Raw genomic sequence first — 26,461 nt, 5'->3', positions numbered from 1 at the left:
ACTATTTTATTTGGCGACAAACCCCGTAATGAAAACGGCCCCTCAGGGCCGTCAGATACTGCTTTGACTCGGATCGAACCAGCGTGGTGTCAGGCTCAGACTTCGAGCGAACCATCCACGTCCTGGGTTTTACGGCGTGCCATGGCGAGGTTGGAACGCTGCTTGTCCAGCACCACATAGATGAAGATGCCGTCATGGTTCTGGCAGGGGCGAATGATGTGGTATTGCTTGCCCAGGGTGATCAGGATGTCCTCGATGCGATCGTTCAGGCCCAGGGCCGCCATCGTCTTCATCTTGGAACGCACCACTTCGGTATTGCCGGCAGCTGCCACCTCGATATCAATGCCGGAGCCGGCCTCGCCGAGGATCATGCCGCTGTTCGAATCGACCAGCGCGGCACACATGGCGCCGTCGAGAGCAAGAATGGTTTCAAGGGAATTCTGGATGTTTGCCATGTCGGTTTCCTTGGATATTCAGTCAGTGATTCAGAATCGGCCGGTCAGCCACCGCTGGGGCCATTAAGAAAGGTGTTATGCAAGCACAGGACCTTGCGTTGCAGTTCGAGCCAGTCGATATCGTCGACCTTGGCTGTCTGCACCAGACACATCAGCCCCTCGCCACAGGGCAGCATGGTCAGGCGTTTCTTCTCGTGGATCATGATCGAGATCTTCAAAGGGCCGAGTGCGTTGAACGCCCCCGACTGACGCTCGTAAAGGCGCCAGTAGTCGCTTGTGGCTTCGGCCAGGGGTGTGGCCTCGTCGTCGAAACCGGGCGAGGTATAGATCACCATGCCACTGCGAAAATCGACGATCGCCGAGCCTTCGACGCCGTTCATTGCATCGATGTCGGTGAGAATGCGGTTGAGTTTCTTGTCCATGCGAAGATCAGCCCAGCAATTTCTGACTCATCTGCGTGATGAGATAGTTGATCTGGCCCAGAAGGGCGTCCCGGGTGGTGACCACGCTGATCACCAGATCGAATCCGGCATGTTGGGTCGATGCCACGACGACATAGCCGTCGGCACAGTCGAGGGTGACCGAGCGGTTTGCGCCGAGCCCGGTCTCGCGCCCGACCGCCTGGCCGATGGCTGCAATCGAACTGGCGGTGGCTGCAACCCGGGTTGCATTGGCGCCACCCGGGGCGATGCATGCCACGTCGAAACCATCGGCGGTAGCGGCCACGACGGCGCGAATACCTTTGGTTGTCGCAAAGGTCTCGTCGATGACGCGCAAGACCTGTTGGCGAACATCGTTGGATATGGGGGAGGGGCTCATGAAGTTGAACTCAGGCTTCGGTGCTGACCTGGGCCAGCAAGGTATCGATCAGCAGGGCGACGTCGTCGCGTTTGCGAACATCGACGTCGAGTGTGGGCAGAATGGCGCCACGCGCGGTGGCCAGTTCGACGTAGTCGTCCAGCGACGGGTGGGGATGGGTGTCCATCCGGCCGACACCGATGGTGCACGGCACGCTCTTGAGTTGGTCGGCGAACGCATCCAGATAGGCGGCGACATCGGCCAGTGGATCGGGCCGGGAGTTGTCGCTCAGAATGATGATGCCGATCGCGTTCTCGGACAGTGAGCGCCACAGAAAGTCGAATCGAGCCTGACCCGGTGTGCCGAACAGGCGGATCCGATCACCGTTATCGAGCGTCATCTCGCCGAAATCCAGCCCCACTGTCGTGGTTGCCTTGCTGACGCTCGGGTCCGAATTCCTGACATCGGTATCCACCACCGGGCCGTCAGCGACGGCGGAAATTGCGGTTGTCTTGCCGGCACCCACGGTGCCGGTAATGAGGATCTTGTACTCTGCCATTGTTATCGAGCCAGTCCGAGATGTCGGCGCAGGCTGCTGATCAAGCCCGCGGCGAGTGATTTTCGCTGTCGTGGGACAGGCTGTTGTTCGAGCTGTCCTTGCTGGGTGGTTTCGATGAGTCCGACGGACTGCAGGGCGTGGATGAAATCCAGGCACACCTGTGCCGGCTGGCCGCTGCGAGTCGCCATCTGTTCGACACTGATCGGGGCGCGAGTGAGCATGGATGCCAGCCGGGTTCTGACCGGATCGCGCCGCACGATGGCCGCCGGGGGCCACCGAAGCAGTCTGAAGAGGCTGGACGAGGCGATGGGAGCCACCTCGACTTTCGGTCTCGTTTCGATTGCCGGGGGCTTTTTCGCAACCGGTGCCTGCGCGGGGCTGACCTGACGTTCGCCCACAGCGGCTTCGACTACCCTCAAGACATCTTCAAGGTGGCTGGAGCGGAAGTGGCGCGGCAGTTCATAGGCCGAGCGTGCGTGGTCAGCCTCGCGACCGTATTCGACGATCGAAATGGCGTTTTCGCTCAGTGCAGCAGGTAAGTCAGGGCGCGCTTCTGGCGTGGTGACGACAAGATCCATCGGTGGCTGATCGACAAGTTGCCACGGGTGGGTGTTCTGATGCTCGAGAAAACGCAGCAGAACACCAAGATGACGAACAATAGCGTCACTGAGTCCATAGGCCCCCAGCCGGAGTGGGCGTGATGCACTCGTGGTTGCGGTCGCTTGGTTTGGACTTGCCTGGTTCATGGGGTCGGGCCTGGAGTCATGACTGCCATCGTGTGCGCGTCTGCTTGGGACGTGCGTTCGATTCGAATCCTAACTTCATACGGTCGTTTGTTTCGTAAAAAATGTCGCGTTTTACATTTGATTGCGAGACGGCGATTAGTTGTTACAAATCAAACGATTAGAAATTAAAAATATTGGCCCATCGAGGTGATTACGGCAAGACTCGAACAAGCTTGAGTGAAATTACCACTTTAATGAAAGTCACGACTTCTGGTGCTGATTTCACTGAGCCATTCACTCAGGTCCACCAGCCGTTTGGCCAGCACATGAACCACCGAACCTTCGCGCTGGAGCTGACCATAAACCCCCAGGAAGTGGGCTCCCAGCAGCTCGCGCCGTTGCTTTTCGGCCAGTCCGGCATAGACGATCACGTTGCTCATGCCGGTTTCGTCTTCCAGGGTCACGAACACCACACCGCTGGCCGTGCCCGGACGTTGGCGGCAGGTGATGATGCCGGCCACCCGCACCAGCGCATCGTGATTGGTGACCAGCAGGTCACTGGCCTTGAGAAAGCGGCGCTCAGTCAGTTGTCCTCGTAGCAGGGCGAGTGGGTGCCGGCCCAGGGTGAAGCCCTGGGTGGCGTAGTCACTGACCAGCGATTCGCTTTCGGATTGCGCCGGCAGGCGCACAGCGGTTTCCTGTGGCGGCGCGATATCGAACAGGTCACCCTGACGATGCAGCCCGCTGGTGGCCCACAGGGCTTCGCGCCGGTGTCCGCTGAGCGACTTGAGCGCATCGGCGCTGGCCAGGCGGTCCAGTTCCGACCGGCTGAGATCGGCGCGCGTGGCCAGATCGCTCAGACTGGCAAAAGGCGCGTGTTGGCGGGCGGTTTCGATGCGCTCGCCTGCAGCCTGCGCCAGACCATGGATTTCCCGCAGGCCCAGTCGCACGGCCGGGCGTTCGCGCCCGTCAAAGTGCAGATGGCTCTCCCAGCCGCTGTGGATGACATCCACCGGCAGCACCCGGACGCCGTGACGCCGTGCGTCCTGAATCAGCTGGGCTGGCCGGTAGAAGCCCATGGGTTGGCTGTTGAGCAGTGCGGCCAGAAAGGCCTCGGGCTCGTGGCACTTGAGCCAGGCCGAGGCGTAGGCAAGCAGGGCGAAACTGGCGGCATGGGATTCGGGAAAACCGTATTCACCAAAGCCTTCGATCTGTCGGCACAAGGCCTCGGCAAAGTGGGCATCGTAACCACGCTCGGCCATGCCGGCGCGCAGACGGTCCTTGAACACCTGCATGTGGCCCTTGCGCCGCCACGAGGCCATGGCGCGGCGCAGTTCATCGGCCTCGCCGGGGGTGAAGCCGGCCGCCACTTCGGCCAGCTTCATCACCTGTTCCTGAAAAATCGACACGCCCAGTGTGCGCGCCAGGACCGTGCGCACCGGTGGCGGCAGGCGGGCCAGTTCGCGCTCGGCGGCGGCGCGGTCGTTGCGGCGGGTCAGATACGGATGAACCATGTCGCCCTGGATCGGCCCCGGGCGCACGATGGCCACCTGCACCACCAGGTCGTAGAACTGGCGGGGCTTGAGGCGGGGGAGCATGGCCATCTGCGCACGCGATTCGACCTGAAACACGCCGATGGAGTCCGCCGCGCACAGGGCGTCGAAGGTGTCGCTGTCGCCATCGGGGATGTCCTTGAGGCCCAGTGGATGCCCACGTCTTTCCCCGGCCATGACCAGTGCCCGACGAATGACCGAGAGCATGCCCAGCGCCAGTACGTCCACCTTGAGCAGGCCGAGGGATTCCAGGTCTTCCTTGTCCCACTGGATGACCGAGCGATCGGGCATGGCGGCGTTTTCCACCGGCACCAGCCGGGCGATGGGCCCTTCGGAGATGATGAAACCGCCCACATGCTGCGACAGATGGCGTGGAAAGCCGATGATCTGCTCGGTGAGCGCCAGCCACTTGCTCACCCGCGGGCTGTCCGGGTCCAGCCCCACTTCGCGCAGCCGCTGGGGCAACTGGTCGCGCTTGTCCCACCAGGCCATGGAGCGGGTCAGGGCGGCCACCTGCTCCAGGCTGAAGCCCAGCGCCCGGCCCACGTCGCGCACCGCGCCGCGCGTGCGATAGCGGATCACCGTCGCTGCCAGCGCGGCCCGGTCGCGGCCGTATTTGCCGTAGATGTACTGGATGACGATCTCGCGCCGTTCGTGCTCGAAATCCACATCGATGTCCGGAGCCTCGTTGCGCTCGCGCGAGATGAATCGCTCGAAGAGCAGGGCGGCGCGCTGTGGGTCCACCTCGGTGATGCCCAGCGCGAAGCACACCACCGAGTTGGCCGCCGAGCCGCGCCCCTGGCAGAGGATGCCTTCACGTCGCGCGAAACAGACGATGTCATAGACCGTGAGGAAAAAGGGTTCGTACTGGAGTTCGGCAATCAGCGCCAGTTCCTTTTCAGCCGTTTCGCGCACCGTCCCGGGCACGCCGTCAGGATAGCGGCGCTGCAGCCCGGCTTCAGTCTCCCGGCGCAGATAGCTGGTGGGTGTCTCGCCCTGGGGGACCACCTCCTGTGGGTACTCGTAGCGCAACTCGTCGAGCGAAAAGTGGCAGCGTTCGATCAGGCGGCCGGTCTCGGCAATCAGGGCGGACGGATACAGACGTGCCAGCCGCAGCGGCTGGCGCAGATGACGCTCGCCGTTGGGGAAGAGGCGGTGCCCGGCCTCGAAGACCGAGCAGCGATGGCGCAGGGCCGTGAGGGTGTCCTGCAGGGGGCGGCGACCGCGTACATGCATGTGTACATCACCGGCCGCCATCAAGGGCAGGTTCACCGACCCAGCCAATGATGTCAGGCGACTGAGCTGGCCACCATCATCCGGCCCGCCCAGCAGCTCCACCGCCACCCAGCCTCGTCCGGCAAAACGCTCGGCAAACCAGCGGGCGTCGGCCCCGGTCGCTTCGTCATGGGGCACCCACAGGGCCAGACAGCCCGGCATGACCGGCGCTGGCGCCAGGCGCTCCAGATCGCCACGGCTCAGCACGTATTCCCCCTTGGGTGCCCGCCGCCGCCCCAGCGTGATGAGCGCCGACAGATTGCCGTAGCCGGCCCGATCACAGGCCAGCAGCACCAGTTTGAGCCCGCAGTTCAGGGTGAACTCGGCTCCGTAGATGAGCGTGAAGTCGAGCGCCTCGGGAGTTGTACCCAGATGGCTGGCGACTTCCTTGAGCCCCTCATGGGCGCGCACCGCACCGGCCAGCGAGCACTCATCGGTGATTGCCAGCCCGGCATAACCGAGCTTCACCGCCTGCGCGACCAGCTCCTCCGGGTGAGACGCACCGCGCAGAAAGCTGTAGTTGGAGAGGCAGTGCAGTTCGGCGTAGCGGGGAGGTGACTGCCCCCAGGCTCGCATTTACTCGCGGCCCCCCGTGGGGGCGGCCCCGCAGGCGGGCGGGCGCCATCGACATCGCTGTTTGATGTTTTCCATGGTGATGATTTCTGTGGGCATGGCCTCAATCAAAATACCCATGCAGCCACCAGCCCTGCGGGTCGCGGAAGACCCATAGCCAGGCGCCTTCGGGGGTGCTGGCCACGAAGTAGTCGCGGCGCATGTCGCCAGCGGCTTCGCCCTGGTCCCACCAGCCGCTTTCCAGTCGTTCACCCCGGCTCAGCAGGCTTAGGGGCTCGCCCGAGTGGGTGGGACGACCGGCGCGTTCGCGCAAGGGGCGGGGCGGTTCTTCAAGCCACAGGGGGCGGGCGCGTTGTGGCACGCCGGTGTCGGGCTCGATGGGCCAGCGCACGGGGGCCGTGGCGCACTCGGGGCGATGGTCGGCCAGCGGGCGGATGCCATGGACGGCATCGTCTCCCAGCCGGGCGCGCAGGCGCTCCACCACCGGGGCAATGGCACCGTCGTCCTGTTGGCCAAACAGGCGACCATTGGTGCCCGCCAGGGCCTGAGGGGCATTGGCCTCGAGAAACAGCTCGATGGCAGGGGCGGCCAACTGGTGCCGCTCGAGTTGCTCACGGGTGACCCGCAGCAGGCGCTCGGCGTTGCGGGTTGGGGTGGCAAAGCCGAGCACCAACCGGGTGGGCGGCAGGTCTTCATGCGCCAGTATCAGCGTGCACTCGCTGATGCCGGCCTGCCGTGCTTCCAGCCAGCCGGCCAGGGCCAGCAGCAGACGGCGGGCGGCAAAGAGCAGGCGTTCGGCATGTTCCACCTTGGCCGGCAATTCGAGCCGTTGGGCGAATTGCTCGGGAAAGTCGAAAGGCTTGCGCGGGTCGGGCAGCTGTCCGCGGGCCTGACCGAGCAGCACGGGCAATTCGGCGCCAAAGCGATGACCCAGGGTGGCCGAGGGCAGGGGATAGAGCTTGCCAAGGGTGTGCAGCCCCAGGGCGTGCAGGCGCTCATGGGCGCCCTGTGACAAAGGCAAGGCCTCGACCGGCAATTCGGCCAGGCGGCTCTCCCAGCAGCCATCGGTGTGGTCGACCCGGCTCAGCCAGTGGGCTGCCCGCGGTGTGGGGGCCAGCCCCAGGCGCACGCTCAGCCCCTGGTCGATCGCGCCCTGGCGTACCAGTCCCAGAATGATGTCTGTCCCGCCGAAATACTGCAGGCAACCACCAATCTCCAGCAGCAAGGTGTCGGTGCCCTCCAGACTCACCATGGGGGTGAAGTTGCCGGCCCAGCAAGCCAGGGCCGACAGGGCGTCGGCCTCGAGCTCGGGCTGACGTTCGTGGGGGCGAAGACCGGGCACCAGGGCCAGCGCATCCGCCAGGCGCATGTCGGCCTTGATACCGCCCTGGGCGGCCAGGGTGTCGGCCACCACGATGCGTTGACGAGCAATGACCGCAGCCGGGGCTGGCAGGGCCAGCACCTCGACCGGCAGGCGATGAAAGTGGATGGCAAGCCAGAGTGGTTCCATGGGTGAGCTCACGCGTCCACGCGAACCGGTTGCGTCTGCACCGGTGTCGGCGTGACATGGCGCCGGGCCAGCCGTTGCCAGGGCAGGGGGCGCTCGATGGCCAGATTGAGCGGAGCCGACAGCGGTGGCCCGCGACGCTTGAGAATGTCCACCATCAACCCTCGGGGGCTGCCACTGAGGGCAATGCGCAAAGGGGCGGGGGAGGGGTGGCGGGCGGCCGAGGTGGGGCGAAACACCATGCACAGACTCTCGGTCTTGCCGGCAGCCACCTGCAGGCGCCGCAGCTGGCGCGGGTGGCTGCCCGGCAACCAGGCCAGCAAGGCGGCCAAGGCACCGCTGCCCAGCAACTGCTCGCAAGCCCAGGCGGCATCCTGTCCGCTGGCTTGCACCACCAGCAGACGCGACAGGGCAACCCCGCGCGCCAGCCACGCCGGGGCATGCACCCGCCCGGGGGGCGCCACCAGCACGATCCACCCCGCTTCGGGCGCCAGCGCCCGCAAGGCCGGCAACACCAGACTCACTTCACCAAGGCCGCGCCCCGAACTGAGAATCTCGCTCACACAACCGCAAGGCCAGCCTTTGTCAGGCAAGGCGGCATCGAGCGGTGCAAATCCGCTGGCCACCCTCGGCCCTTGAGACCGTACCGCATCCTGCCCGCGCCACAGATCGGCACGGGTCAACAGGGCATCGAGCGACAGGGGTTGAACGGTGGACATGGGGGCCTGAAAAAGCATGAATCATTGCTGTAATTATTTACAGCTTTCAGGCAGAGTCAAGTCACTTTTGATGGGCGACGTGCACGGTGAAGGGTTGAATGATCTTGGTCGGCTCCATGGTGTTCAGGTGGACGCACATGGATGCGCCGACGCACGTGGTGATTATTTCCAGGGGTGTTCGGGGCTGATGCTCGGACAGTGTCCGCAAGGCGCAGGAAGCCGGTCTTGTGAGTGCGAGTGGTCAGTGCCGGTACGACAAAAATGACAAGGTCCTGAAGTCAATGCAATCATGCCCGTCAGCCGGCCATCCGTGCTGCGACCTCAGATGGCCTGATCAACCCAATCCGGATGCCTGTCCATGAAAAAGCCACTGCAGATGCTGCTCTGCCCGGCGTGACAGTGTTCTTTCGGGTCATCGGTCTGTGTGAAAACGCGACCGGGTTTTTCGGAGGGCGCCATGCGCAATCGACTTGGGCTGCTTCTTGTTGTGCTGTATTACGCGCACTGTATTGCCGCGATGACTCACGTCGCGACAATGGATGACGCGAAGGGGCAGGCTGTCTGGCTTTCCGCACCGCTGTGGCTGACACCCCCGGTCTTGCTTGATCTCATGCCCGACGTCACCCTTACGGCGCCTGACACTCGTTGGCACCTTCAGACGCTGGTGAGGTTGCCTGTCGCGTTTCTGTTTACTTCGATCCTCATGTTTGTTGCCGGGCTTGGGCTGACATGGCTCTGGAAAAAGGGGCTCGGTTTTGCAACCGCAGTGGGCACTTTGCTCGGCCTTGGGGTCGGCATGCTGTGGTTTCTGCTCACAGGCAGTCGCGATGAAGCGTGGTTTTTGCTGTCGCTTGCCGGAGGCGGGCTGAGCGCGCTGGTTTATCGAGCGAGCCGTTCCCGTGCACAGCCTGATCGGTGGCTTTAGAAGCCTCTGCAGGTTCGAGCAGGGGGTGATCATGCCTCTTGGTGAAATCCAGGTATTCACCGCTTGATTCGACCGCGAAGCACCGCGCCTGATTCCGTCTATGCTGAAAACGTGCTGCATTGCGGAACCCTGTTGTCACGGGGCTGTCACCTTTCAAGGTAGCGTAGGCAATGGCAGGGTCGGGTCGTTGCGGGCGACGGGGGTCGTTCTTCCGGGCTGGACAGGGCCAAGTCATTGATTCTCTTGTCGGCATGCCATGGCAGGTGGCGTGTCGGATCGGTCAGAAAAAGGGGAAATTCATGGCGGCGAGTGAATCCGGAAAGATGTCTCTGACCACCAAGATCATGATCGGCATGGGTGCCGGGATCGTGGTGGGCCTGATCTTCAATCAAATCGACTCTGCGTTCATCAATACGCACATCGTGGCCGGCCTGTTCGGCATGGTGGGCAAGATGTTCGTCAATGCGCTCAAGATGCTCGTGGTGCCGCTGGTGGTGTTTTCGCTCATCTGCGGCGTGCTGGGCATCGGTGACATCCGCATTCTTGGGCGGGTCGGGGGCAAGGCCTTCGCTTTGTATCTGATGACAACCGCGATCGCCATTGCGGTGGCCATTGGGATCGCGGTGCTGATTGCGCCGGGCTCGGGCTTCAACATGGAAGGGGTGGACGTTGGCAGCGTGAGTGGCAAGGAGGCGCCCAGCGTGTGGAGCGTGTTTGCCGCCATCGTGCCCACCAATCCGATCGCCGCCATGGCCAGCGGCGAAATGCTGCAGATCATTTTCTACGTGATCGTGGTCGGGATTGCCGCCCTGATGCTCGGTGAGTCGTCCAAAAAGTTTGCAGAAGCCTGTGAATACATGAACGAGCTCATGATGAAGGTGGTGGGCATCGTGATGGCGGCCGCGCCGTACGGCGTGTTCTGCCTGATCGCCAAGACCTTTACCGAGCAGGGCATCGAGTTGTTCGTGCCGGTGCTGGCCTACGTGCTGACCCTCGTGAGTGCCTTGTTCCTGCATCTGTTCGTGACCCTGATGCTGCTGCTCAAGGCCTTCAGCGGGCTCAACCCCCTCACCTTCATGAAGAAGATCCGCCCGGCGCAGATCTTTGCCTTTTCGACGGCCAGCTCGAACGCCACCATTCCGGTGACCTATCGATGTGTGACCGAACGGGTCGGGGTCAACAATTCGGTGGCGTCATTCAGCATTCCGTTCGGTGCGACCATCAACATGGACGGCACGGCCATCATGCAGGGCGTGGCGACCGTGTTCCTGGCCAATGTGTACGGCGTCGATCTGGGCTTGGGGGGCTATCTGACCGTGATCGGCATGGCTGTGCTGGCCTCGATCGGTACGGCCGGGGTTCCGGGTGTGGGGCTGGTGATGCTCACCATGGTGCTGGGCCAGGTGGGCTTGCCGGTGGAGGGGATTGCGCTGATTCTGGGCGTTGATCGTCTGATGGACATGATCCGGACGGTGGTGAACATCACCGGTGATGCGGTGGTGACCACGATTGTCGCCAAGGGTGAAGGGCAGCTCGATACCGCGGTCTACGACAACCCGGATGCCGGCACCACGGAAGATGAACTGGAGATCGATCCGGCCGCCGAAGAGGCGCTTGCCGAAGCGGCCAAGCCCCATCCGCACGCCTGAGTTTCCTCCATCAAATCAAAGGCAGCGCGCTTCGGCCCGCTGCCGTTATTTCTTGAAGAGTTGATCCAGGCTGGCAAAGGCCTTGAACTCAAGTGCGTTGCCCGTTGGATCGAGAAAGAACATGGTGGATTGCTCGCCCGGCTGGCCAGCGAAGCGGGTGTGCGGTTCAATGATGAATTTGACGCCCGCCGCCTTGAGGCGCGCAGCCATGGCGTTGAAATCCGCCAGTGAGAGGACCACGCCAAAGTGCGGCACGGGCACGTCGTCACCGTCAACCGGGTTGGTGCTTCTTTGCCCGGCTGCGTCCGACAGGTGCGCGACAATCTGATGGCCGAACAGGTTGAAGTCGATCCACTGCTCGGCGCTGCGCCCTTCCGGGCAGCCGAGTATGCCGCCGTAGAACTGTCGCGCGGCCATCAGGTCGTCCACCGGAAAGGCCAGATGGAAAGGGGTCAGCGTCACGTTTTGACTTCCATGCCATGGTCTTTGTGGTCAGTATGGTGCATGCAGGAAGATCGCGCCGTCGCAATGCGTTTGCCTCTGACTCCGGGCTCAATGCCGGTCAGGCGTGCCCTGACCGGGTTTGCGGGCGTCGCGGCTGCCGGGTGGTCTGACTGAGTGGGCATGGCGCAATCAGGCAGCTGCCACACCGGCCGCTTCACGCTTGCCGAGCCGCCGGCTGAACACGAACAGGGTGACGAAAAGGCTGGCACCCAGGCCGTGTACCCACATCGGCAGTGGCCAAAGCAAGAGAATGGCGTTGGCAATGAGCACCAGTCGCATGAGCGGACTCAAGCGGTGCTCGAGATAGCCCTGCAATCCGGCAGAGAAGGCGTAAAGACCGATCAGCGCGAAGAAACCGAGCTCGGTAATCTCGATCCAGTCCCCACCGAGCAAAGGTGTATAGGCGAAGAGCAAGGGCACCACATAAAGCCCTTTGGCGACTTTCCAGGATTCAAGGCCGGTCGCCATGGGCGGCGTCTTGGCGATGGCGGCGGCGGTGAAGGCGGTGAGGCACACCGGCGGCGTGACGTTGCTGTCCTGACTGAGCCAGAAGATGATCATGTGTGCCGAGAGCAGCGCGAAGGTGAGGGTGGCCGGATCGAGTACCGACGTGCGCAGTGCGTCTGCCAGGTCGATCGGCACCATTGCAAAGATGGCATTGGCCGCCTCCATGCTCATGGCACTGCCAAGCGCGGCGATCTGATCGGGCGCAACGAGCATCAGCACGGCCTTGGCCTCGTCACTGAGCGCGCCGCGGGCGATGGCGTCGACGACCTGCGCGTCGGCGATGAGGTTATAGAGCGCCGGCGCAGACAAGGTGCCCAGGACGATGTACGACGCGGTGACCGGCAACCCCATGCCCAGCACCAGCGATGCCAGGGCAATCAGCACGATGGCGATGATCAGGCTCGAGCCGGCCCATTCGGTGATCATCAGCGAAAAGGTGTTCCCGACGCCGGCCGTGGCGATGACGTTCACCACCAGTCCGATGGCGCACAGCAGCACCCCGGTCATGACCATGTTCCGTGCGCCCAGCGCGAGCGCTTCCAGGATCGCCTTGGGGCCCATCTTGTTGGGCGTCAGCCAAGAGGAAACCACCACCGCCAGGATGCTGATTCCGGCGGCGTAAGTCGGGGTGAAACCGACGACCAGCAAGCCGATGAGCACAGCCACCGGGAGCAGGAAGGGCAGACCGCCGCGCTTGATGACCTCGAGCGCGCTCGGCGCGCCATCTTCCATCTGTTTGACCCCGCTGCGCTTGGCCTCCAGGCGGACGAAGAAGGCCACCGACGCGAAATAGAGTATGGCGGGGATGACGCTCACCCCGATGATGGTGGTGTAGGGAATCTGGGTGTAGCTGGCCATCACGAAAGCGCCTGCGCCCATGATGGGCGGCATGAGCTGGCCACCGGTCGATGCCGCCGCTTCGATGGCGGCGGCGAACTTGGGCGGGAACCCGGCGCGTTTCATGAGCGGGATGGTAATCACGCCGGTCGAGGCGGTGTTGGCGACCGCCGAGCCGGAGATGGTACCGGTGAGTGCCGAGGCAAACACGGCCACCAGCCCGGGCCCTCCGGTGGTTTTGCCCGCCACCGAGCGCGCCAGGTCGATGACGAAATCGCCGGCCCCCGATCGGAGCAGGAAGGCGCCGAACAGAATGAACATGAACACGAAGGTGGACGAGATGAGTGCGATGTTGCCGAACAGGCCATCGTCACCAAAAATACTGCGGAACAGAATGGTCTCGGCCGACAGGCCGGCGAAGCGGAACACGCCGCTGACGTGCTCCCCCCACCAACCCACATAGGTGAGCGCAAGCACGATGAGCACGGGAATGATCCAGCCCGTGGTCCGGCGTGTGAATTCGATGGCACCCAGAATCAGAACGATGCCCGCCGCCCATTCGATGGGTGTCAGATGAACACCGCGGGCGTAGATGGCGTCTTCCTGGGCAATGAGAAAGACCGCGGCAAAGGCGACCAGCAAGCCGAAGGCCACGTCGACAGCAAGGACCACCGTGTCGCGTGCACCGCCGGTCTGGCGCAGTGAGGGAAAGAGCAGGGCGCACATCAGGCCGAAGCCGGCGAAATGCAATGCGTTCTGCCACAGACTGGGCATCACCGTCAGGATGTTGAAATAGATGTGCATCAGCGCGATGCCGATGCCAAGGACGAAGAGGATCTTCCCGATCAGCCCATGCTCGCTGCGCACGGGGGCGTCGTGTTCGTCCTTCTCGGGGGCGATGGGTGTGGGGCTTCCTGCCGGCTGCATGGGCATATCCTGTGGGTGTGGGGCGTAGTCACGCTTTGGGTGCGCATCCGGGGAGTCCGGATGCGCACCGACGAAACCGGGTGTCTTACTTCGCGATCAGACGATCGGGAATGTTGAGTCCGGCTTCCTTGTAGTACCGGGCGGCACCCGGGTGAAGCGGCATGGGCAGTCCGTCGAGTGCCTTTTGCAGCGACATGGCCGCAGTGGCCTTGTGGATGGCGTTCAGGAAGGGGAGGTTCTCGTAGATGGTCTTGGTGATCTTGTAGACCGCGTCTTCATCCAGATCGGCACGCACCGCGAGGAAGTTGGGCTGAGCGATGGTCTGGACGTCCTTGTCCTGACCCGGATAGGTGCCCGCCGGGATGGTGTAGCGGGTCCACAGTTCAAGCCCCCCGTCGGCCTGCTTCATCTGCTCGTCGGTGAAACTGAGCATGGTGACCTTGCCCTCCATGGAGGCGAAGGCGCGGGTCACCGCTCCGGTGGGGACGCCTGCCGGCGTGCTCATGCCGGCAATCTGACCGTTCTGCATGGCGTCGGCGCTCGGGCCGTAACCGACATAGACCAGATCATAGTCGGTGTTGATATCGATACCCATGTTCGACATGAGCGTCTCGTTCGAGCCGATGGTGCCCGAGTTTTTCTTGCCCATCGAGAAGCCCTTGCCCTTCATGCCCGCCATGTCGGCAATGGTGCCGGTCTTGGCGTATTCGGACATGACGGTGAACTGCTCGACGTTCTGCCACAGCATGGTGACTGAACGCAGGCCTTTTTGCGGGCCGTCGGCCTCGATCGGGCCTTTACCCTTCCAGGCGTAGTAGCCGTAGAGCCCCTGGAGGATGGCAAACTGAGCTTCGTTGTCGCGCAGCAGCTTGACGTTCTCCGCCGAGCCGGCCGAATTGATCGCCGACATGCCGATCTTGTCCGTGGGCGTGAGCTTGACCTTGGTCAGCGTGGCCAGGGCGACACCTACCGGGTAGTACGTGCCACCCGTGCTGGCGGTGGCCAGCAGATAGTCACGGCTTTCCTGTGCCTGTGCAGTGCCAGCCATACCTGCGACCGACATGGCCGCAGCCAGGGCGAGATAACTCAGACGAGTGCGTTTCATTGAATCCTCCATGTGCACGATGGCATGTTGTGTGCGGCCACTCGGGCGGGCCTGGAGGATCATTTGCAAGCACGGTGCCACTTGCGCGATGCAGCAGGAAATGTCGTATTTGCCCTGCACAGTGGAAGCTGTGGCTGTTGCGGTCGCACATGGCAAATCGACGTCGGCACAGCCTTGCTCAAGGCACCTCAAATATCGGCAATATCTTGCCGACGGGGCGTTTCAAGAGACGAATTGACGCCGTTCGAGACCATGGTTGGCCATCTTCTGGTTCAGGGTTCGTCGTGGCAGTCCGAGTTCGTCCATCACGTCCTGAATGTTGCCCTGATGCTTTCGCAGGCTGGCTTCGAGAATGCGGCGTTCGAAATCATGGGTGAGTTCTGCCAGTGAGCGCCCTGACGTGGCATCGAACATGCCGGACGATCCGGGCAGCAGTCCAAGCATGTGTGGTAGCCGCTCGTGGGGTGGCAGTGAAGAGAGCACATAGCGTTCGGCAATATTCTTCAATTCACGGACGTTGCCGGGCCAGGTATGCGCGCCGAGCGCCGCAATGCACGCCGGGGACAACGCCGGGACAGGGCGCTCGTAGATTCGGCCTGCTTCCTGGGCGAAATAGTCGAACAGCAGCGGCAGATCGCCATCGCGTTCGCACAGGCGAGGCAGGCGCAGCGAGACCACGTTGAGGCGATAGTAGAGGTCGGGGCGAAAACGGCCGTCCTGCACTGCGTCGATGAGATTTTCATTGCTGGCGGCCACGATGCGGATATCGACCGCCACCGGGTCGTTGGCACCCAGGCGCACGATTTCGCGTTCCTGCAAGGCTCGAAGCACCTTGACCTGCATCTGCATGGGCATGCTGGCCACTTCGTCGAGAAACAGGGTGCCGCCGCTGGCGTGTTCAAGCTTGCCGATACGTCGTTTCTGAGCGCCGGTAAATGCGCCGGCTTCGTGGCCGAACAGTTCGCTCTCGAAAACGTTTTCCGGAATGGCCGCGCAATTGACCGCCACAAAATTCGCGTTGCGACGACGGCTCAGGTCGTGCAGTGCTCGCGCGACGACCTCTTTGCCGGTCCCCGTGGCACCTTCGATGAGAACGCTGGCCGGCGTATCGGCGATATCGGTGATTTCCTGGCGCAGGCGCCGGATGGCCGGCGCATTGCCGATGAGGCTGCGCTCAAGCCCGGTTCCCGCCGCCAGTTGCTGACGCAAGGCCCGGTTTTCAAGTACGAGGTGGCGCTTGTCGCAGGCACGGCGGACGATGTCGAGCAGACGCTCGGGGGCAAACGGCTTTTCGATGAAATCGTAGGCGCCGTTGCGCATCGCTTCGACCGCCATGGTCACGTCGCCATGGCCGGTGACGAGTACCACGGGGATCGCAGCGTCGAGCGCGGCGACGTGTTGTTGAAAACTGATTCCGTCCATGCGCGGCATCTTCACGTCGCTGATGATGACGCCGTCGAACGTGTGCTCAAGGGATCGGAGCGCCTGCTCTGCGCTGTCGAAGCTGGTGACCTGATAGCCATCGAGTTCCAGCCACTGCGCGGTCGCGGCGCGCATGGCGGGCTCATCGTCGACCAGAATCACCTGACCGGCGGTTTCATTCATGGGAAGGCTCCTCGGTGACCACGGGCAGGCGCACGGTAAAGCAGGCGCCTGCACCATCCGGATTGTTGTGCGCGCGAATCGTTCCACCCATATCGGCCACGATACCGTAGGAAATCGACAAGCCAAGCCCGACGCCTTCGCCAACCTCTTTGGTGGTGAAGAATGGATCGAACAGCTGATGCTGAACCTCGGGCGAAATGCCGTGGCCGCAATCGCTCAGGGTGAGGACTGCTTCGTCTCCCTCTGCACGGATGTCGATCGTCAGCACTGGCGCTTCGACCTCGCGCATGGCGTCGAGGCTGTTGCTCACCAGATTGATCAGCACCTGTTCGATGCGCACCGGATCGCCCATCACGACGAGCGCGGCATCGGCGGTGTGCCGCACAACATGAACCCCGGCCGCCTTGATCTGACCGTCAAGCAGCGCGAACGCGGCGGTGACCGGTTCGTCCAGCCTGACCGGTCGATTTCGCCCCTCGCTCTTGCGTGCGAACGTCTTGAGTTGGCCGGTGATGACCGCCATGCGCTCGGTCAGGCCACTGACGGAAGCCAGATTCCGGTCAAGATCGTCCTTGCGATCGAGTGACAGCAGGCGTCGGCCGCTGGCCACGAAGGTGCGGATCGCGGTGATGGGCTGGTTGAGTTCATGGGCGATGGCGGCCGACATCTGCCCGAGCGCCGCGAGTTTTCCGGCCTGAATCAGATCGTTCTGCGTCGAGCGAAGCTCTTCCTCGGTTCGCTTTCGCTCATCGATCTCGAGCTGCAACTGGCGGCTGAGCACTCTCAATGCCTTTGCCTCGTCGGCAGCGTCGCGGGCACGCCGCCGCTCGCGACGCTCGCGCAGATAAAGCAGAAAGACAATGAGCAGAAACGATGACACCGTCACCATGGCAACGACGCCGACGACCTGGTCCCGGATGGGGGCCATCGGCGTCAGGTAATGCATGGTCCATCCCGCCTGTTTGAGGGCGGTGGCATGTTCGACAAAGTTCTGTCCGTCGATGTTCACCAGATCGGGGACGCCCAGTCGCGGGCGCTTGAAGGGCAGCGCCGGGATCGGCATGTTGTTGTATTGGCGTCGGGCACGGATCTGCGCCATGGCGGCCTCGTCTAGGACACCGAGACTGTGGTACTTCCATGCCGGCAGGCTGGAGAGGAAGATCACACCGTTTTCGTCGCGGACGATGACGTTTTCGCCCCCTTCGGCCCAGTCGAGCTGGAGACGGTCCAGATCCACCTTGACCACCGCGACGCCGACAATGCCTTGTGGGCCGTGAATGGGGGCCGACATGAAATAGCCGGGTTGGCCCGTGGTGACCCCGATGGCGAAGAACTCACCCGATTCGCCGGCCATGGCGCGGCGGAAATAGGGGCGGAACGCGTAATTTTGGCCGACGAAGGAAAGCGGTTCTGACCAGTTGCTGGAGGCAAGCGTTTCACCGTTGGCGCTCATCACGAACAGGGCAGCCGCGCCGGCCTGGGCATTGACCGTTTCGAGATACACATTCACACGGCCACGCGCCCCGCCCTCGGCGACGAGCTGCTTGACCGCCGGGTTGAGCGCAAGCACAAAGGGCAGATAGCGATAACGATCCAGTGCGCCGTCGACCGTACTCGCATAGAGGGTCAGACGTTCAGCGCCAACCCGTCGTACTTCGGCGAGCGCATTGGATTCACTGATTCGCCATGACTGCCAGATGGCCACAATGGCACAGAGCAGACCCACGAGCACGTAAACGGTACGCGCATGATTCTTGAGCCAGCTGGCCCGGAGCCGTCGGGCCTGGGCCGTCGCGATGTCGTCCGTCGAAAGGGGGCGTGCGGATACCAGGTCGTGAGCAGAGTGGGTCGATTGTCGACTCGCTGCCACGCGCACGGGCGGAACCGGTCAGACCTTCTGACGCATCAGTCGCGCCTTGTCGCGCTCCCAATCACGTTTTTTGGCCACTTCACGCTTGTCGTGCTGCTTCTTGCCCTTGGCCAGACCCACCGTGACCTTGACCCGTCCCTTGCTGTAATGCAGATCGAGCGGAATGAGGGTATAGCCCGCACGTTCAACCTGCCCGATGAGCCGGTCGATCTGCTGTGCGTGCATCAACAGCTTGCGTGTGCGTGTCGGATCAGGCAAGACATGGGTGGATGCCGATTGCAGCGGTGTCAGATGCATGCCGATGATGAAGATCTCGCCATTGCGCATCAGGATGTGGGATTCCTTGATGTTCACGCGGCCGGCGCGGATGGCCTTGACCTCCCAACCTTCGAGCACGAGCCCGGCCTCGACTTTCTCTTCGATGAAGTAGTCGTGGAAGGCTTTGCGATTATCGATAATGCTCATGGTGTCGGAGTCAGCGTGGCGCGGTGGCATGCGGTAGAATCGGGCATTCTAGCAGTTCCGCTCAAATGCAATCACCCATGGCCGCTGTCAAGAAAGTCGTATTGATCGAATTCACTCCCGAGCAGATGTTCGAGCTCGTGGACAAGGTTGAGGATTACCCCAAGTTCCTGCCCTGGTGTGGTGGTACCGAACTGCACGAGCGCACCGAAAGCATGACCGCCGCCTCACTTCGTGTGAACTACCACGGCATCAAGACCGAATTTGCGACAGTGAATACCAAGGTGTGGCCGAGCGAAATGCACATTCGCTTGAAGGAAGGGCCTTTTTCCCATCTTGACGGTGGCTGGAAATTCATTGCCCTGGGTGATTCGGCCTGCAAGATCGAATTCGAACTGAACTACAAGTTCTCCAACCGCTTGCTCGACAAGGCGCTCGGGCCGGTTTTCAGTCACATCGCCAATACCTTCGTGGACGCCTTCGTGAAGCGCGCCGAAGACATTTACCGGAGCTGAACCATGGCAGAGACGATCGGTGTTGAAGTCGTTTATGCGCTGAAAGACCGCCAGGAGATTGCGTCGGTCAACCTACCCAAGGGCGCGACCATCAAGGATGCCGTCGAGGCGTCGGGTCTGATGGAGAAATATCCGGAAATCAGCCTGGAAAAGACCGGCAACAAAGTCGGGATCTACGCCAAACTGGCGCCGCTGACCACGGAAGTGCGTGATCGCGACCGGATTGAAATCTATCGTCCCCTGATCGCGGATCCGAAAGAGGTTCGCCGCAAACGGGCCAAGGAAGGCAAGGTGATGAAGAAGGGGGGCGGCGAAGCGGACACCGATGAGGGCGCCGCTTCGGAATGATTTGAAGGTGCCTAGTTGGGCACCTGGCAGGTTTTCATGACGACTTCGCGCGCACGCTGAATCGCTTGCTGGCGACCGCTGTCGTCGAGCACGACAGGTTCTCCGTTGGGGCCGATGGTCTGGGCTCGCTGGCCGCTTTCCAGCATCTTGAGTTGGCGCGTGGCGCTCTCGCAGGTCTTGGCTCGCTCCTGTTCAACTTCTGCCCGCTGGCGTGACTGTTCCTCCTGGGCTTCGCGTTCCTGAGCCTGCTCGGGCGTCTCCGGCGGCTGGCTCGACTTGGGCGCCACTGACAGCGGTGCGGAAGGGGCTGAAGACGGCGCTGAGCGCTTGCCTGTTGTCATGCCGGTCGGCTTGGCATCGACCCCCGGTGGCGGGCGGTCGGAGTAGTGCATTTTGCCGCTGGCATCTTTCCACTCATACACCTGTGCCGCGAAGGCGAACGCGGGCAAGAGCAGGGCGATCATGAGTGAGGCATATCGTGCTTGCATCTGGGAAGATCCTCGCTATACGGAGTTTTGCGGGCTCCGTTTCCGCCTGTATAATACGGATTTGGTCGAAAGGATTAAAGTCATGCGTGTGATTCAGAAGGCGCTGACGTTCGACGATGTCCTTCTTGTCCCCGCGCGTTCGGACGTCCTGCCCAAGGACGTCAGCCTCCGGACGCAACTGACCCGCAACATCAGCCTGAACATTCCGCTCGTATCCGCTGCAATGGATACGGTCACGGAATCGCGCCTGGCCATTGCGTTGGCACAGGAAGGCGGCATCGGCATCGTTCACAAGAACCTCACCGCGAAGCAACAGGCGGCCGAAGTGGCCAAGGTCAAGCGCTTCGAATCCGGTGTCCTCAAGGACCCGATGACCATCTCGCCGGAAATCTCCGTGCGCGAAGTCATGGCCCTGACGCGTCAGAACAAGTTTTCAGGTCTTCCGGTTGTCGAAGGCGAACAGGTGGTCGGCATCGTGACCAACCGCGACCTGCGCTTCGAAACCAATCTCGATCAACCCGTTTCGGCCATCATGACGCCCAAAGAGCGTCTGATCACCGTCCCGGAAGGCGAAAGCCTGGATACGGCCCAGGCCTTGATGCACAAGCACCGTCTGGAGCGCGTGCTGGTGGTCAATGACGCAGGCGAGTTGCGCGGCCTCATCACCGTCAAGGATATGCTCAAGGCCACGGAGCATCCGAACGCCGCCAAGGACGAACACGGCAGCTTGCGCGTTGGTGCTGCCGTGGGTGTTGGTGCCGGTACCGAAGAGCGGGTCGAACTGCTGGTTGCTGCGGGCGTCGACGTCATCGTGGTCGATACCGCGCACGGTCATTCCAAGGGCGTGCTTGAGCGCGTTGCCTGGGTGAAGAAGCACTTTCCGAAGGTGGAGGTCATCGGCGGCAACATTGCCACTGCGGATGCGGCTCGTGCGCTGGTCGATGCGGGCGCGGATGGCGTGAAGGTCGGCATCGGCCCCGGCTCCATCTGTACCACCCGAATCATTGCCGGTGTCGGTGTGCCGCAGGTGACGGCGGTCAACAACGTCAGCGAAGCCCTGAAGGGGACGGGCGTGCCGATGATCGCAGACGGTGGTCTGCGCTTCTCGGGCGATATCGCCAAAGCCATTGCGGCGGGCGCCAATGCCGTCATGTGCGGCGGACTGTTTGCCGGTACCGAAGAGGCGCCGGGTGAAACGGTGCTGTTCCAGGGGCGTTCCTACAAGTCCTATCGTGGCATGGGATCGCTGGGCGCCATGCAGCAGGGGTCGGCAGATCGTTACTTCCAGGATCCGGCGTCCAATCAGGACAAGCTGGTGCCCGAAGGTATCGAAGGTCGCGTTCCCTACAAGGGGCCGGTGACGGCGGTGATCACTCAGCTTGTCGGCGGCCTGCGTGCCTCCATGGGCTATGTGGGTGCCGCCTCGATCGACGACATGCGCACGCAGTCGCAGTTCGTCGAGATCACTTCCGCGGGCGTTCGCGAATCCCACGTGCACGACGTTCAAATCACCAAGGAAGCCCCCAACTATCACGTTGATTGAGCGGGGCGCTCAGTATCCAAGGCGGCTCTGGCCGCCTTTTTTCCTTTTTCAGGCCGAGTAGATTTATGGCGCACCAGAAAATTCTCATCCTCGACTTCGGTTCCCAGGTCACCCAGCTCATCGCGCGCCGTGTGCGCGAGCATCAGGTGTTCTGCGAGATCCATCCCTGCGACGTGACCGAAGAGTTCATTCGTGATTACGCGCCGGACGGCATCATTCTGTCGGGCGGCCCGAACTCGGTTTACTCCGAAATCATGTCGGCCCCGGAAGTCGTGTTTCAGCTTGGCAAGCCGGTGCTCGGCATCTGCTACGGCATGCAGACGATGGCCGACCAGCTTGGCGGCACGGTCGAGGGCTCGGACAGCCGCGAGTTCGGTTACGCCGAAGTGCGCGCGCGGGGTCATTCGAAACTCTTCAATGGCATAGAGGACCGTACCAACGACGACGGCCACGGTCTGCTCGACGTCTGGATGAGCCATGGTGACAAGGTGACCGAGTTGCCGCCTGGATTCAAGGTGATCGGTAGTAATCCGTCGTGCCCGATTGCCGCCATGGCGGACGAAGAGCGCGGCTTCTATGGCGTGCAGTTCCATCCCGAGGTGACCCACACCATCAAGGGCAAGGAGATCATCGGTCGTTTCGTTCACGACATCTGCGGATGCGGACACGACTGGAACATGCCGGATTACGTCGAGGAGGCCGTCGCAGCCATTCGCGAGCAAGTGGGCGATGAAGAGGTCATTCTCGGTCTGTCCGGCGGTGTGGATTCTTCCGTTGCTGCTGCGCTCATCCATCGGGCCATTGGCGATCAGCTGACCTGCGTGTTTGTCGACAACGGCTTGCTTCGTCTGAATGAAGCCGAGCAGGTGATGGCGACCTTCGGACGCAGCCTGGGCGTGAAGGTCATTCATGTCGACGCGACGGCGCAGTTCATGGGCCATCTGGCAGGCGTCAGCGATCCGGAACAGAAGCGCAAGATCATCGGGCGCGAGTTCGTCGAAGTCTTCCAGGCTGAAGCCGCCAGGCTCCCGAAGGCCAAGTGGCTGGCCCAAGGCACGATCTACCCTGATGTGATCGAATCGGCCGGTGGAAAGAACAAGAAAGCCCACACCATCAAGAGCCACCACAACGTTGGGGGCTTGCCCGAGACGCTCAATCTCAAGCTCCTGGAACCGCTGCGTGAATTGTTCAAGGACGAGGTGCGCGAGCTCGGGATTGCACTCGGCCTGCCGCACGACATGGTCTATCGTCACCCCTTCCCGGGGCCGGGTCTGGGCGTGCGAATTCTGGGCGAAGTGAAGCACGAGTTCGCCGAGCTGCTGCGCCGTGCAGACGCCATCTTCATCGACGAGTTGCGCGCTTCGGGCTGGTACGACAAAACGTCTCAGGCGTTTGCCGTGTTCCTGCCCGTGAAGAGCGTGGGTGTCATGGGTGATGGCCGCACGTATGAGTATGTGGTGGCCTTGCGGGCCGTGGAAACCCAGGATTTCATGACCGCGCACTGGGCGGAGCTGCCGCATGCGCTGCTGGGCAAGGTGAGCAACCGGATCATCAACGAAGTGCGCGGTATCAACCGCGTGGTCTATGACATCTCCGGCAAGCCACCTGCAACCATCGAGTGGGAATGATCCTTCGGTGCAGACACCGTTGATTGCCGCCGTGCTCAACTGGGCCAGTCGATTGCGCTTCCCGCAGTTGCTGGCCCTGACAGCCGGGCTCTTCATACTCGATCTGTTCGTGCCGGACCCCATCCCGCTCGCGGATGAGCTGTTGCTGGGTTTGGCCACCTTGTTGCTCGCCAATCTCACGAAGCGTCGTTAGTCTCCCGCTCGGTTGAGGTGTTTTCACTGCCGGCCAGATCGCTTTCACCCAACGTGAAGTAGAATCTGGCGCCCTCGTTCGGGGCGCCTTCGGCGTCCACATTTCCGCCATGGCGCTGAATGATGCGCGCGACGGTGGCCAAGCCGATCCCTGTCCCTTCAAAGTCGCGGTCGGTATGCAGTCGCTGAAAGGCACCGAACAGTTTGTCCGCATAGCGCATGTCGAAACCCGCGCCATTATCCTCCACGCAATAGGCGATCTCGTCCGGGCGTCTCTGACGGTAGAAGCGGATCCGCGCCTGGTCACATTTGGAGGTGAATTTCCAGGCGTTGCCGAGCAGATTCTCGATGGCGATCTTGAGCAGATTTTCGTCCGCAATGACCTCCATGCCGTCCTCGATGTCAAAGCTCACCTCACGTGACGGATCGGCATGACGAAGGTTGTCGGCAATGACATGAGCCATAGCGCTCATGTTGATCAGGCGCCGCTTGAGCGGACGGCGTGACACACGCGAGAGCTCGAGCAGATCGTCGATCAGTTCGCTCATTCGCGCGACTGCCGCGAGCATGCGGTCGAAGAGCGTGTGCGCTTCATCGTTGAATGCCTCGCGATAGTCGTCGCGGATGATGCGCGAGTAGCCGTCAATCGCGCGCAACGGGGCTCGCAGGTCATGCGACACCGAATAGCTGAACGCTTCGAGCTCCTTGACGGCGGCCGCAAGCTGCTGGGTCCGGTCCTCGACCCGGAGCTCAAGCTCTCGATTGAGGTTGCGCATCTGTTCTTCGGCGCGCTTGCGGTCGGAAATGTCCGTGGCGATGCATAGCAACTGGTCGCTGTCATACAGTTTGACCCGGCGCACGAGCCAATTGACGGGCAGGGGGTCTTCATCCGGATTGATCAGGGCTGTTTCGGCCCAGGCGAGTCCGTCCTCGAAGGCGCGCTCCATCCGCTGATAGATGAAGGGGCGGTCCTCTTCGACCACCAGTTCGACGCAATTGAACTCTCGCAGGTCCCGGGTGGCGAGGCCCACCATGCGCGAAAAGTGCTGGTTGATCAGGGTAATGGTGCCATCGCGACGGGTCACGCAGAGTCCGACGGGCAGACTGTCGACCAGGGTGCGCGAGAATGTGAGTTCGTTGTTCAACTGCATCTGGGCGCGTTTGCGCGCCGTGATGTCACCGATCGAACCGACCATCCGGTAGGCCGTGCCGTTATCGTCGCGCTGCGCCACACCACGAGATCGGAACCAGCGGTAATCGCCGGAATGCGTGGCCAGGCGGAACTCGAACTCGAAGTGATTCGTCTCGCCCTTCAGGTGCGCCACCATGCGTGCGTAGTAAATCTCGCGGTCGTCGGGGTGAAGGCGGGCTAGCCAGGCGTCGCTGGTGGTCCGGATCGATTCGGCCGACTCGCCCAGTAGCACCATCAGACGCGAAGACAGGAACAACTCCTTGGACACCGGATTCCAGTCCCACAGCCCTTCGTTGGTGCCGCGCATGGCCAGTGCGTATCGCGTTTCGCTTTCACGCAACTTGCGCTCCGCTTCATAGCGCGCGGTGTTGTCTTCAACGATGGCGACACCACCGAGCACTTCACCGGTCACGCCAAGGGCGGGCGCCGTGCGCATGGACAGGCGCATCGGAGCGCTCCCGTCGGAAGGCAGGTACTCGCCCTCGTAGCGCCCCGGTTGTCCCGACAGGGCAGCACGAATGGTCGGCATGAAGGATTGATCTGCCAGCGTGGCCAGTGGCGTGTTGATCAGGTCGTACTGCGTACTGCCCAGAATCTCCGCAAAGCGCTGATTCAGGAAGGTGATGCGCAAACCCTGGTCATAGTGAAAAATGCCGACCGGCGAACTCTCAACCAGTGTCCGGTAGCGCGATTCGCTCTCGTGCAGGCGCTCGAGAGACTCACGTGTCTGGCGTTCATCCCGAATCACGACCACGACCCCCTGGGTGGCGCCGTCGCCCGAACCGAAGATGGGTGCTGCGCTGACGGTGATCGCAATCCGGGCGCCGTCGCGACGTTCCAGATTGAGTGCGCCGTCGTTGCGAACCGTTTTACCGCTCTTGAGTACCTCTGCGACCGGGCACACCAGGTCAGCGTCATCGTCCGCGTCGCGCAATCGGAGGACGCGATCAGCCGGCTCACCCAGTGCATCCGCCTGTGACCAGCCGGTAAGCACTTCGGCCTGGGTGTTGAGCAGTGATACGCGACCGCGAGCGTCGGTGGTGATCACCCCGTCGCCAATGGAGTGCAAAGTGACCCGGAAATGCTCACTCGTCATCCGGGTTTCCGTGATTTCGAGAATGGCACCGTTCAGATAGGCAATGTTTTTCTCGGCGTCCAGAAAGATGCGCATCGAATCACGGAACCAGCGCGTTCTGCCCTTGATGTCGCGCAGCCGGTATTCCAGATTACAGTCGGCGTACTCTCGTCGGCAATTGGCGATGGCCGCCTGGATGAGTTCGCGATTTCGCTCCAGATCGTCCGGCGGGATTCGTGCGTGAAGCGCCAGCAGACCATCATCCATTCGCAGTTGCTCGATGGAAACCCCGCACACGCGTGCAACGACAGGCGAGATGTATTCGTAGGCCTTGCGTTTGTAGTCCAGCCGATAAAGAACGTGAACGCTGCAACTGAGTGCATCAGCGATCTTCTGATGCAGCGCATCGAGTTCGCGACGGCAGGTGTCCTGATCGTTGGCAGGCACGCCCAGAATCGTGACGTCGTTGCCGGACATGGTGTCGGTGTGCAGTGCCCATGCGCCCGACGCTTGATCAATGGCGCCAACGATCAAGGGGGCCTGATGCTCGACCAGCGCCTTCCAGTGGATGCTTTCCCGCTCCGGGATCAACGCATTGAGTTCTTCGGCTCTGACGTTGAGTGCACGCAGTGTGGCGCGCTCGCCGGCGAACGTCAGTCGCCAGCGAGGCAACGCTGCGTCGCGGGTGTCATCTTCGTCTGAATGCAATCCGGTTCGTCGGACTGCGTGCCTTCGCCACACCAGGGCAGTGGCAAGAATGGGCAACACTGCGCTGAGCACATTCCACGGCGCGTCGGCGAACGCCTGCACGCCCAGCCAGACAAGCCAGGCGCAGAGCACTGCGATTTTCGCGATGGTGTGTGGATGTATTGCCAAGGGTGCAATTTATAAGTTTTAACAAGTCTATCGGCTGCGCGTGCGCTTT

The 26,461-nt window shown here is 62.2% G+C and carries 23 protein-coding genes; 7 read left to right on the top strand and 16 right to left on the bottom strand.

Translation table 11 applies throughout. The features are described 5' to 3' along the window. Positions 1 to 95: 95 nt before the first annotated feature. The 8 genes from J0W34_RS11155 to imuA form a co-directional block, all read right to left on the bottom strand. A complete protein-coding gene (locus J0W34_RS11155; RefSeq protein WP_227814449.1) occupies positions 96 to 455 on the bottom strand; it encodes a hypothetical protein in 360 nt (119 codons plus the stop codon). Positions 456 to 499: 44 nt separating this feature from the next. Then, a complete protein-coding gene (locus tag J0W34_RS11150) occupies positions 500 to 877 on the bottom strand; it encodes a roadblock/LC7 domain-containing protein (RefSeq protein ID WP_230968853.1) in 378 nt (125 codons plus the stop codon). A 7-nt stretch (positions 878 to 884) separates the two neighbouring features. Beyond that, on the bottom strand, positions 885 to 1,274 hold the full coding sequence (locus tag J0W34_RS11145) for a roadblock/LC7 domain-containing protein (RefSeq protein WP_227814451.1): 390 nt from the start codon (positions 1,272 to 1,274) through the stop codon (positions 885 to 887). Positions 1,275 to 1,284: 10 nt separating this feature from the next. After that, positions 1,285 to 1,812: a GTP-binding protein gene (locus tag J0W34_RS11140; protein ID WP_227814452.1), complete on the bottom strand. Its 528-nt coding sequence runs from the start codon at positions 1,810 to 1,812 to the stop codon at positions 1,285 to 1,287. Between the two features lie 2 nt (positions 1,813 to 1,814). Next, the gene (locus J0W34_RS11135; protein ID WP_227814453.1) at positions 1,815 to 2,558 is read right to left on the bottom strand and encodes a hypothetical protein; all 744 of its coding nucleotides are present in this window, start codon (positions 2,556 to 2,558) and stop codon (positions 1,815 to 1,817) included. 230 nt (positions 2,559 to 2,788) lie between these two features. After that, positions 2,789 to 5,941 carry an error-prone DNA polymerase gene (locus J0W34_RS11130; RefSeq protein ID WP_230968852.1) on the bottom strand — a complete coding sequence of 1,051 codons (3,153 nt, stop codon included), beginning with the start codon at positions 5,939 to 5,941 and terminating at the stop codon, positions 2,789 to 2,791. Between the two features lie 100 nt (positions 5,942 to 6,041). Next, a complete protein-coding gene (locus J0W34_RS11125; RefSeq protein ID WP_230968851.1) occupies positions 6,042 to 7,448 on the bottom strand; it encodes a Y-family DNA polymerase in 1,407 nt (468 codons plus the stop codon). Positions 7,449 to 7,456: 8 nt separating this feature from the next. Next, entirely contained in the window at positions 7,457 to 8,182 is a 726-nt protein-coding gene (gene imuA / locus J0W34_RS11120) for a translesion DNA synthesis-associated protein ImuA (RefSeq protein WP_230968850.1), read from the bottom strand. 439 nt (positions 8,183 to 8,621) lie between these two features. Between imuA and J0W34_RS11115 the strand changes: the two genes are divergently transcribed. Both J0W34_RS11115 and J0W34_RS11110 read left to right on the top strand, forming a co-directional pair. Further along, positions 8,622 to 9,089: a hypothetical protein gene (locus J0W34_RS11115; RefSeq protein ID WP_230968849.1), complete on the top strand. Its 468-nt coding sequence runs from the start codon at positions 8,622 to 8,624 to the stop codon at positions 9,087 to 9,089. A 323-nt stretch (positions 9,090 to 9,412) separates the two neighbouring features. Continuing rightward, complete coding sequence (locus tag J0W34_RS11110) at positions 9,413 to 10,738, top strand: dicarboxylate/amino acid:cation symporter (protein WP_227814458.1); 1,326 nt, start codon at positions 9,413 to 9,415, stop codon at positions 10,736 to 10,738. Positions 10,739 to 10,783: 45 nt separating this feature from the next. Here J0W34_RS11110 and J0W34_RS11105 read toward each other — a convergent pair whose 3' ends face one another. From J0W34_RS11105 to smpB, 6 genes are all read right to left on the bottom strand, one after another. Next, positions 10,784 to 11,200: a VOC family protein gene (locus J0W34_RS11105; protein ID WP_230968848.1), complete on the bottom strand. Its 417-nt coding sequence runs from the start codon at positions 11,198 to 11,200 to the stop codon at positions 10,784 to 10,786. Between the two features lie 171 nt (positions 11,201 to 11,371). Further along, complete coding sequence (locus J0W34_RS11100) at positions 11,372 to 13,513, bottom strand: TRAP transporter permease (RefSeq protein WP_230968847.1); 2,142 nt, start codon at positions 13,511 to 13,513, stop codon at positions 11,372 to 11,374. An 85-nt stretch (positions 13,514 to 13,598) separates the two neighbouring features. Further along, on the bottom strand, positions 13,599 to 14,618 hold the full coding sequence (locus J0W34_RS11095; protein ID WP_227814461.1) for a TAXI family TRAP transporter solute-binding subunit: 1,020 nt from the start codon (positions 14,616 to 14,618) through the stop codon (positions 13,599 to 13,601). Positions 14,619 to 14,840: 222 nt separating this feature from the next. Beyond that, a complete protein-coding gene (locus J0W34_RS11090) occupies positions 14,841 to 16,223 on the bottom strand; it encodes a sigma-54-dependent transcriptional regulator (RefSeq protein WP_230968846.1) in 1,383 nt (460 codons plus the stop codon). Continuing rightward, positions 16,216 to 18,093, bottom strand: a complete 1,878-nt coding sequence (locus tag J0W34_RS11085; RefSeq protein ID WP_230968845.1) for a sensor histidine kinase — start codon at positions 18,091 to 18,093, stop codon at positions 16,216 to 16,218. Before J0W34_RS11085 ends, J0W34_RS11090 begins: the two co-directional genes overlap by 8 nt. Before the next feature lie 18 nt (positions 18,094 to 18,111). After that, the gene (gene smpB, locus J0W34_RS11080; RefSeq protein ID WP_227814464.1) at positions 18,112 to 18,558 is read right to left on the bottom strand and encodes an SsrA-binding protein SmpB; all 447 of its coding nucleotides are present in this window, start codon (positions 18,556 to 18,558) and stop codon (positions 18,112 to 18,114) included. Between the two features lie 77 nt (positions 18,559 to 18,635). Between smpB and J0W34_RS11075 the strand changes: the two genes are divergently transcribed. Then, complete coding sequence (locus tag J0W34_RS11075) at positions 18,636 to 19,070, top strand: type II toxin-antitoxin system RatA family toxin (RefSeq protein ID WP_227815092.1); 435 nt, start codon at positions 18,636 to 18,638, stop codon at positions 19,068 to 19,070. A 3-nt stretch (positions 19,071 to 19,073) separates the two neighbouring features. Continuing rightward, a complete protein-coding gene (locus J0W34_RS11070) occupies positions 19,074 to 19,418 on the top strand; it encodes an RnfH family protein (RefSeq protein WP_230968844.1) in 345 nt (114 codons plus the stop codon). 11 nt (positions 19,419 to 19,429) lie between these two features. Here J0W34_RS11070 and J0W34_RS11065 read toward each other — a convergent pair whose 3' ends face one another. Further along, positions 19,430 to 19,906 carry a DUF4124 domain-containing protein gene (locus J0W34_RS11065; RefSeq protein ID WP_227814466.1) on the bottom strand — a complete coding sequence of 159 codons (477 nt, stop codon included), beginning with the start codon at positions 19,904 to 19,906 and terminating at the stop codon, positions 19,430 to 19,432. A gap of 82 nt (positions 19,907 to 19,988) precedes the next feature. Here J0W34_RS11065 and guaB point away from each other — a divergent pair, with 82 nt between their 5' ends. The 3 genes from guaB (at position 19,989) to J0W34_RS11050 (ending at position 23,270) form a co-directional block, all read left to right on the top strand. Beyond that, positions 19,989 to 21,449, top strand: coding sequence for an IMP dehydrogenase (guaB, locus tag J0W34_RS11060; RefSeq protein ID WP_227814467.1), 1,461 nt, complete (start codon positions 19,989 to 19,991; stop codon positions 21,447 to 21,449). Between the two features lie 65 nt (positions 21,450 to 21,514). Next, positions 21,515 to 23,077 carry a glutamine-hydrolyzing GMP synthase gene (gene guaA / locus J0W34_RS11055; protein ID WP_230968843.1) on the top strand — a complete coding sequence of 521 codons (1,563 nt, stop codon included), beginning with the start codon at positions 21,515 to 21,517 and terminating at the stop codon, positions 23,075 to 23,077. Between the two features lie 7 nt (positions 23,078 to 23,084). Beyond that, positions 23,085 to 23,270 (top strand): DUF6116 family protein, encoded by a 186-nt coding sequence (locus tag J0W34_RS11050; protein WP_227814469.1) that lies wholly within the window; start codon positions 23,085 to 23,087, stop codon positions 23,268 to 23,270. Here J0W34_RS11050 and J0W34_RS11045 read toward each other — a convergent pair. Continuing rightward, the gene (locus tag J0W34_RS11045; RefSeq protein ID WP_230968842.1) at positions 23,254 to 26,376 is read right to left on the bottom strand and encodes a PAS domain S-box protein; all 3,123 of its coding nucleotides are present in this window, start codon (positions 26,374 to 26,376) and stop codon (positions 23,254 to 23,256) included. The two genes, J0W34_RS11050 and J0W34_RS11045, sit on opposite strands and share 17 nt — an antisense overlap. Between the last annotated feature and the right edge of the window lie 85 nt (positions 26,377 to 26,461).

Source organism: Nitrogeniibacter aestuarii (assembly GCF_017309585.1).
Lineage (GTDB): Bacteria > Pseudomonadota > Gammaproteobacteria > Burkholderiales > Rhodocyclaceae > Nitrogeniibacter > Nitrogeniibacter aestuarii.
The sequence above is the reverse complement of the archived record's forward strand: the minus strand, read 5'-3'. Positions and strand labels throughout refer to the sequence as shown.

What these genes read in the sequence shown, in the direction of transcription:
- J0W34_RS11155 (WP_227814449.1), bottom strand. Translation starts at nt 455, where the DNA reads ATGGCAAACATCCAGAATTCCCTTGAAACCATTCTTGCTCTCGACGGC.
- J0W34_RS11150 (WP_230968853.1), bottom strand. Translation starts at nt 877, where the DNA reads ATGGACAAGAAACTCAACCGCATTCTCACCGACATCGATGCAATGAAC.
- J0W34_RS11145 (WP_227814451.1), bottom strand. Translation starts at nt 1,274, where the DNA reads ATGAGCCCCTCCCCCATATCCAACGATGTTCGCCAACAGGTCTTGCGC.
- J0W34_RS11140 (WP_227814452.1), bottom strand. Translation starts at nt 1,812, where the DNA reads ATGGCAGAGTACAAGATCCTCATTACCGGCACCGTGGGTGCCGGCAAG.
- J0W34_RS11135 (WP_227814453.1), bottom strand. Translation starts at nt 2,558, where the DNA reads ATGAACCAGGCAAGTCCAAACCAAGCGACCGCAACCACGAGTGCATCA.
- J0W34_RS11130 (WP_230968852.1), bottom strand. Translation starts at nt 5,941, where the DNA reads ATGCGAGCCTGGGGGCAGTCACCTCCCCGCTACGCCGAACTGCACTGC.
- J0W34_RS11125 (WP_230968851.1), bottom strand. Translation starts at nt 7,448, where the DNA reads ATGGAACCACTCTGGCTTGCCATCCACTTTCATCGCCTGCCGGTCGAG.
- imuA (WP_230968850.1), bottom strand. Translation starts at nt 8,182, where the DNA reads ATGCTTTTTCAGGCCCCCATGTCCACCGTTCAACCCCTGTCGCTCGAT.
- J0W34_RS11115 (WP_230968849.1), top strand. Translation starts at nt 8,622, where the DNA reads ATGCGCAATCGACTTGGGCTGCTTCTTGTTGTGCTGTATTACGCGCAC.
- J0W34_RS11110 (WP_227814458.1), top strand. Translation starts at nt 9,413, where the DNA reads ATGTCTCTGACCACCAAGATCATGATCGGCATGGGTGCCGGGATCGTG.
- J0W34_RS11100 (WP_230968847.1), bottom strand. Translation starts at nt 13,513, where the DNA reads ATGCAGCCGGCAGGAAGCCCCACACCCATCGCCCCCGAGAAGGACGAA.
- J0W34_RS11095 (WP_227814461.1), bottom strand. Translation starts at nt 14,618, where the DNA reads ATGAAACGCACTCGTCTGAGTTATCTCGCCCTGGCTGCGGCCATGTCG.
- J0W34_RS11090 (WP_230968846.1), bottom strand. Translation starts at nt 16,223, where the DNA reads ATGAATGAAACCGCCGGTCAGGTGATTCTGGTCGACGATGAGCCCGCC.
- smpB (WP_227814464.1), bottom strand. Translation starts at nt 18,558, where the DNA reads ATGAGCATTATCGATAATCGCAAAGCCTTCCACGACTACTTCATCGAA.
- J0W34_RS11075 (WP_227815092.1), top strand. Translation starts at nt 18,636, where the DNA reads ATGGCCGCTGTCAAGAAAGTCGTATTGATCGAATTCACTCCCGAGCAG.
- J0W34_RS11070 (WP_230968844.1), top strand. Translation starts at nt 19,074, where the DNA reads ATGGCAGAGACGATCGGTGTTGAAGTCGTTTATGCGCTGAAAGACCGC.
- J0W34_RS11065 (WP_227814466.1), bottom strand. Translation starts at nt 19,906, where the DNA reads ATGCAAGCACGATATGCCTCACTCATGATCGCCCTGCTCTTGCCCGCG.
- guaB (WP_227814467.1), top strand. Translation starts at nt 19,989, where the DNA reads ATGCGTGTGATTCAGAAGGCGCTGACGTTCGACGATGTCCTTCTTGTC.
- guaA (WP_230968843.1), top strand. Translation starts at nt 21,515, where the DNA reads ATGGCGCACCAGAAAATTCTCATCCTCGACTTCGGTTCCCAGGTCACC.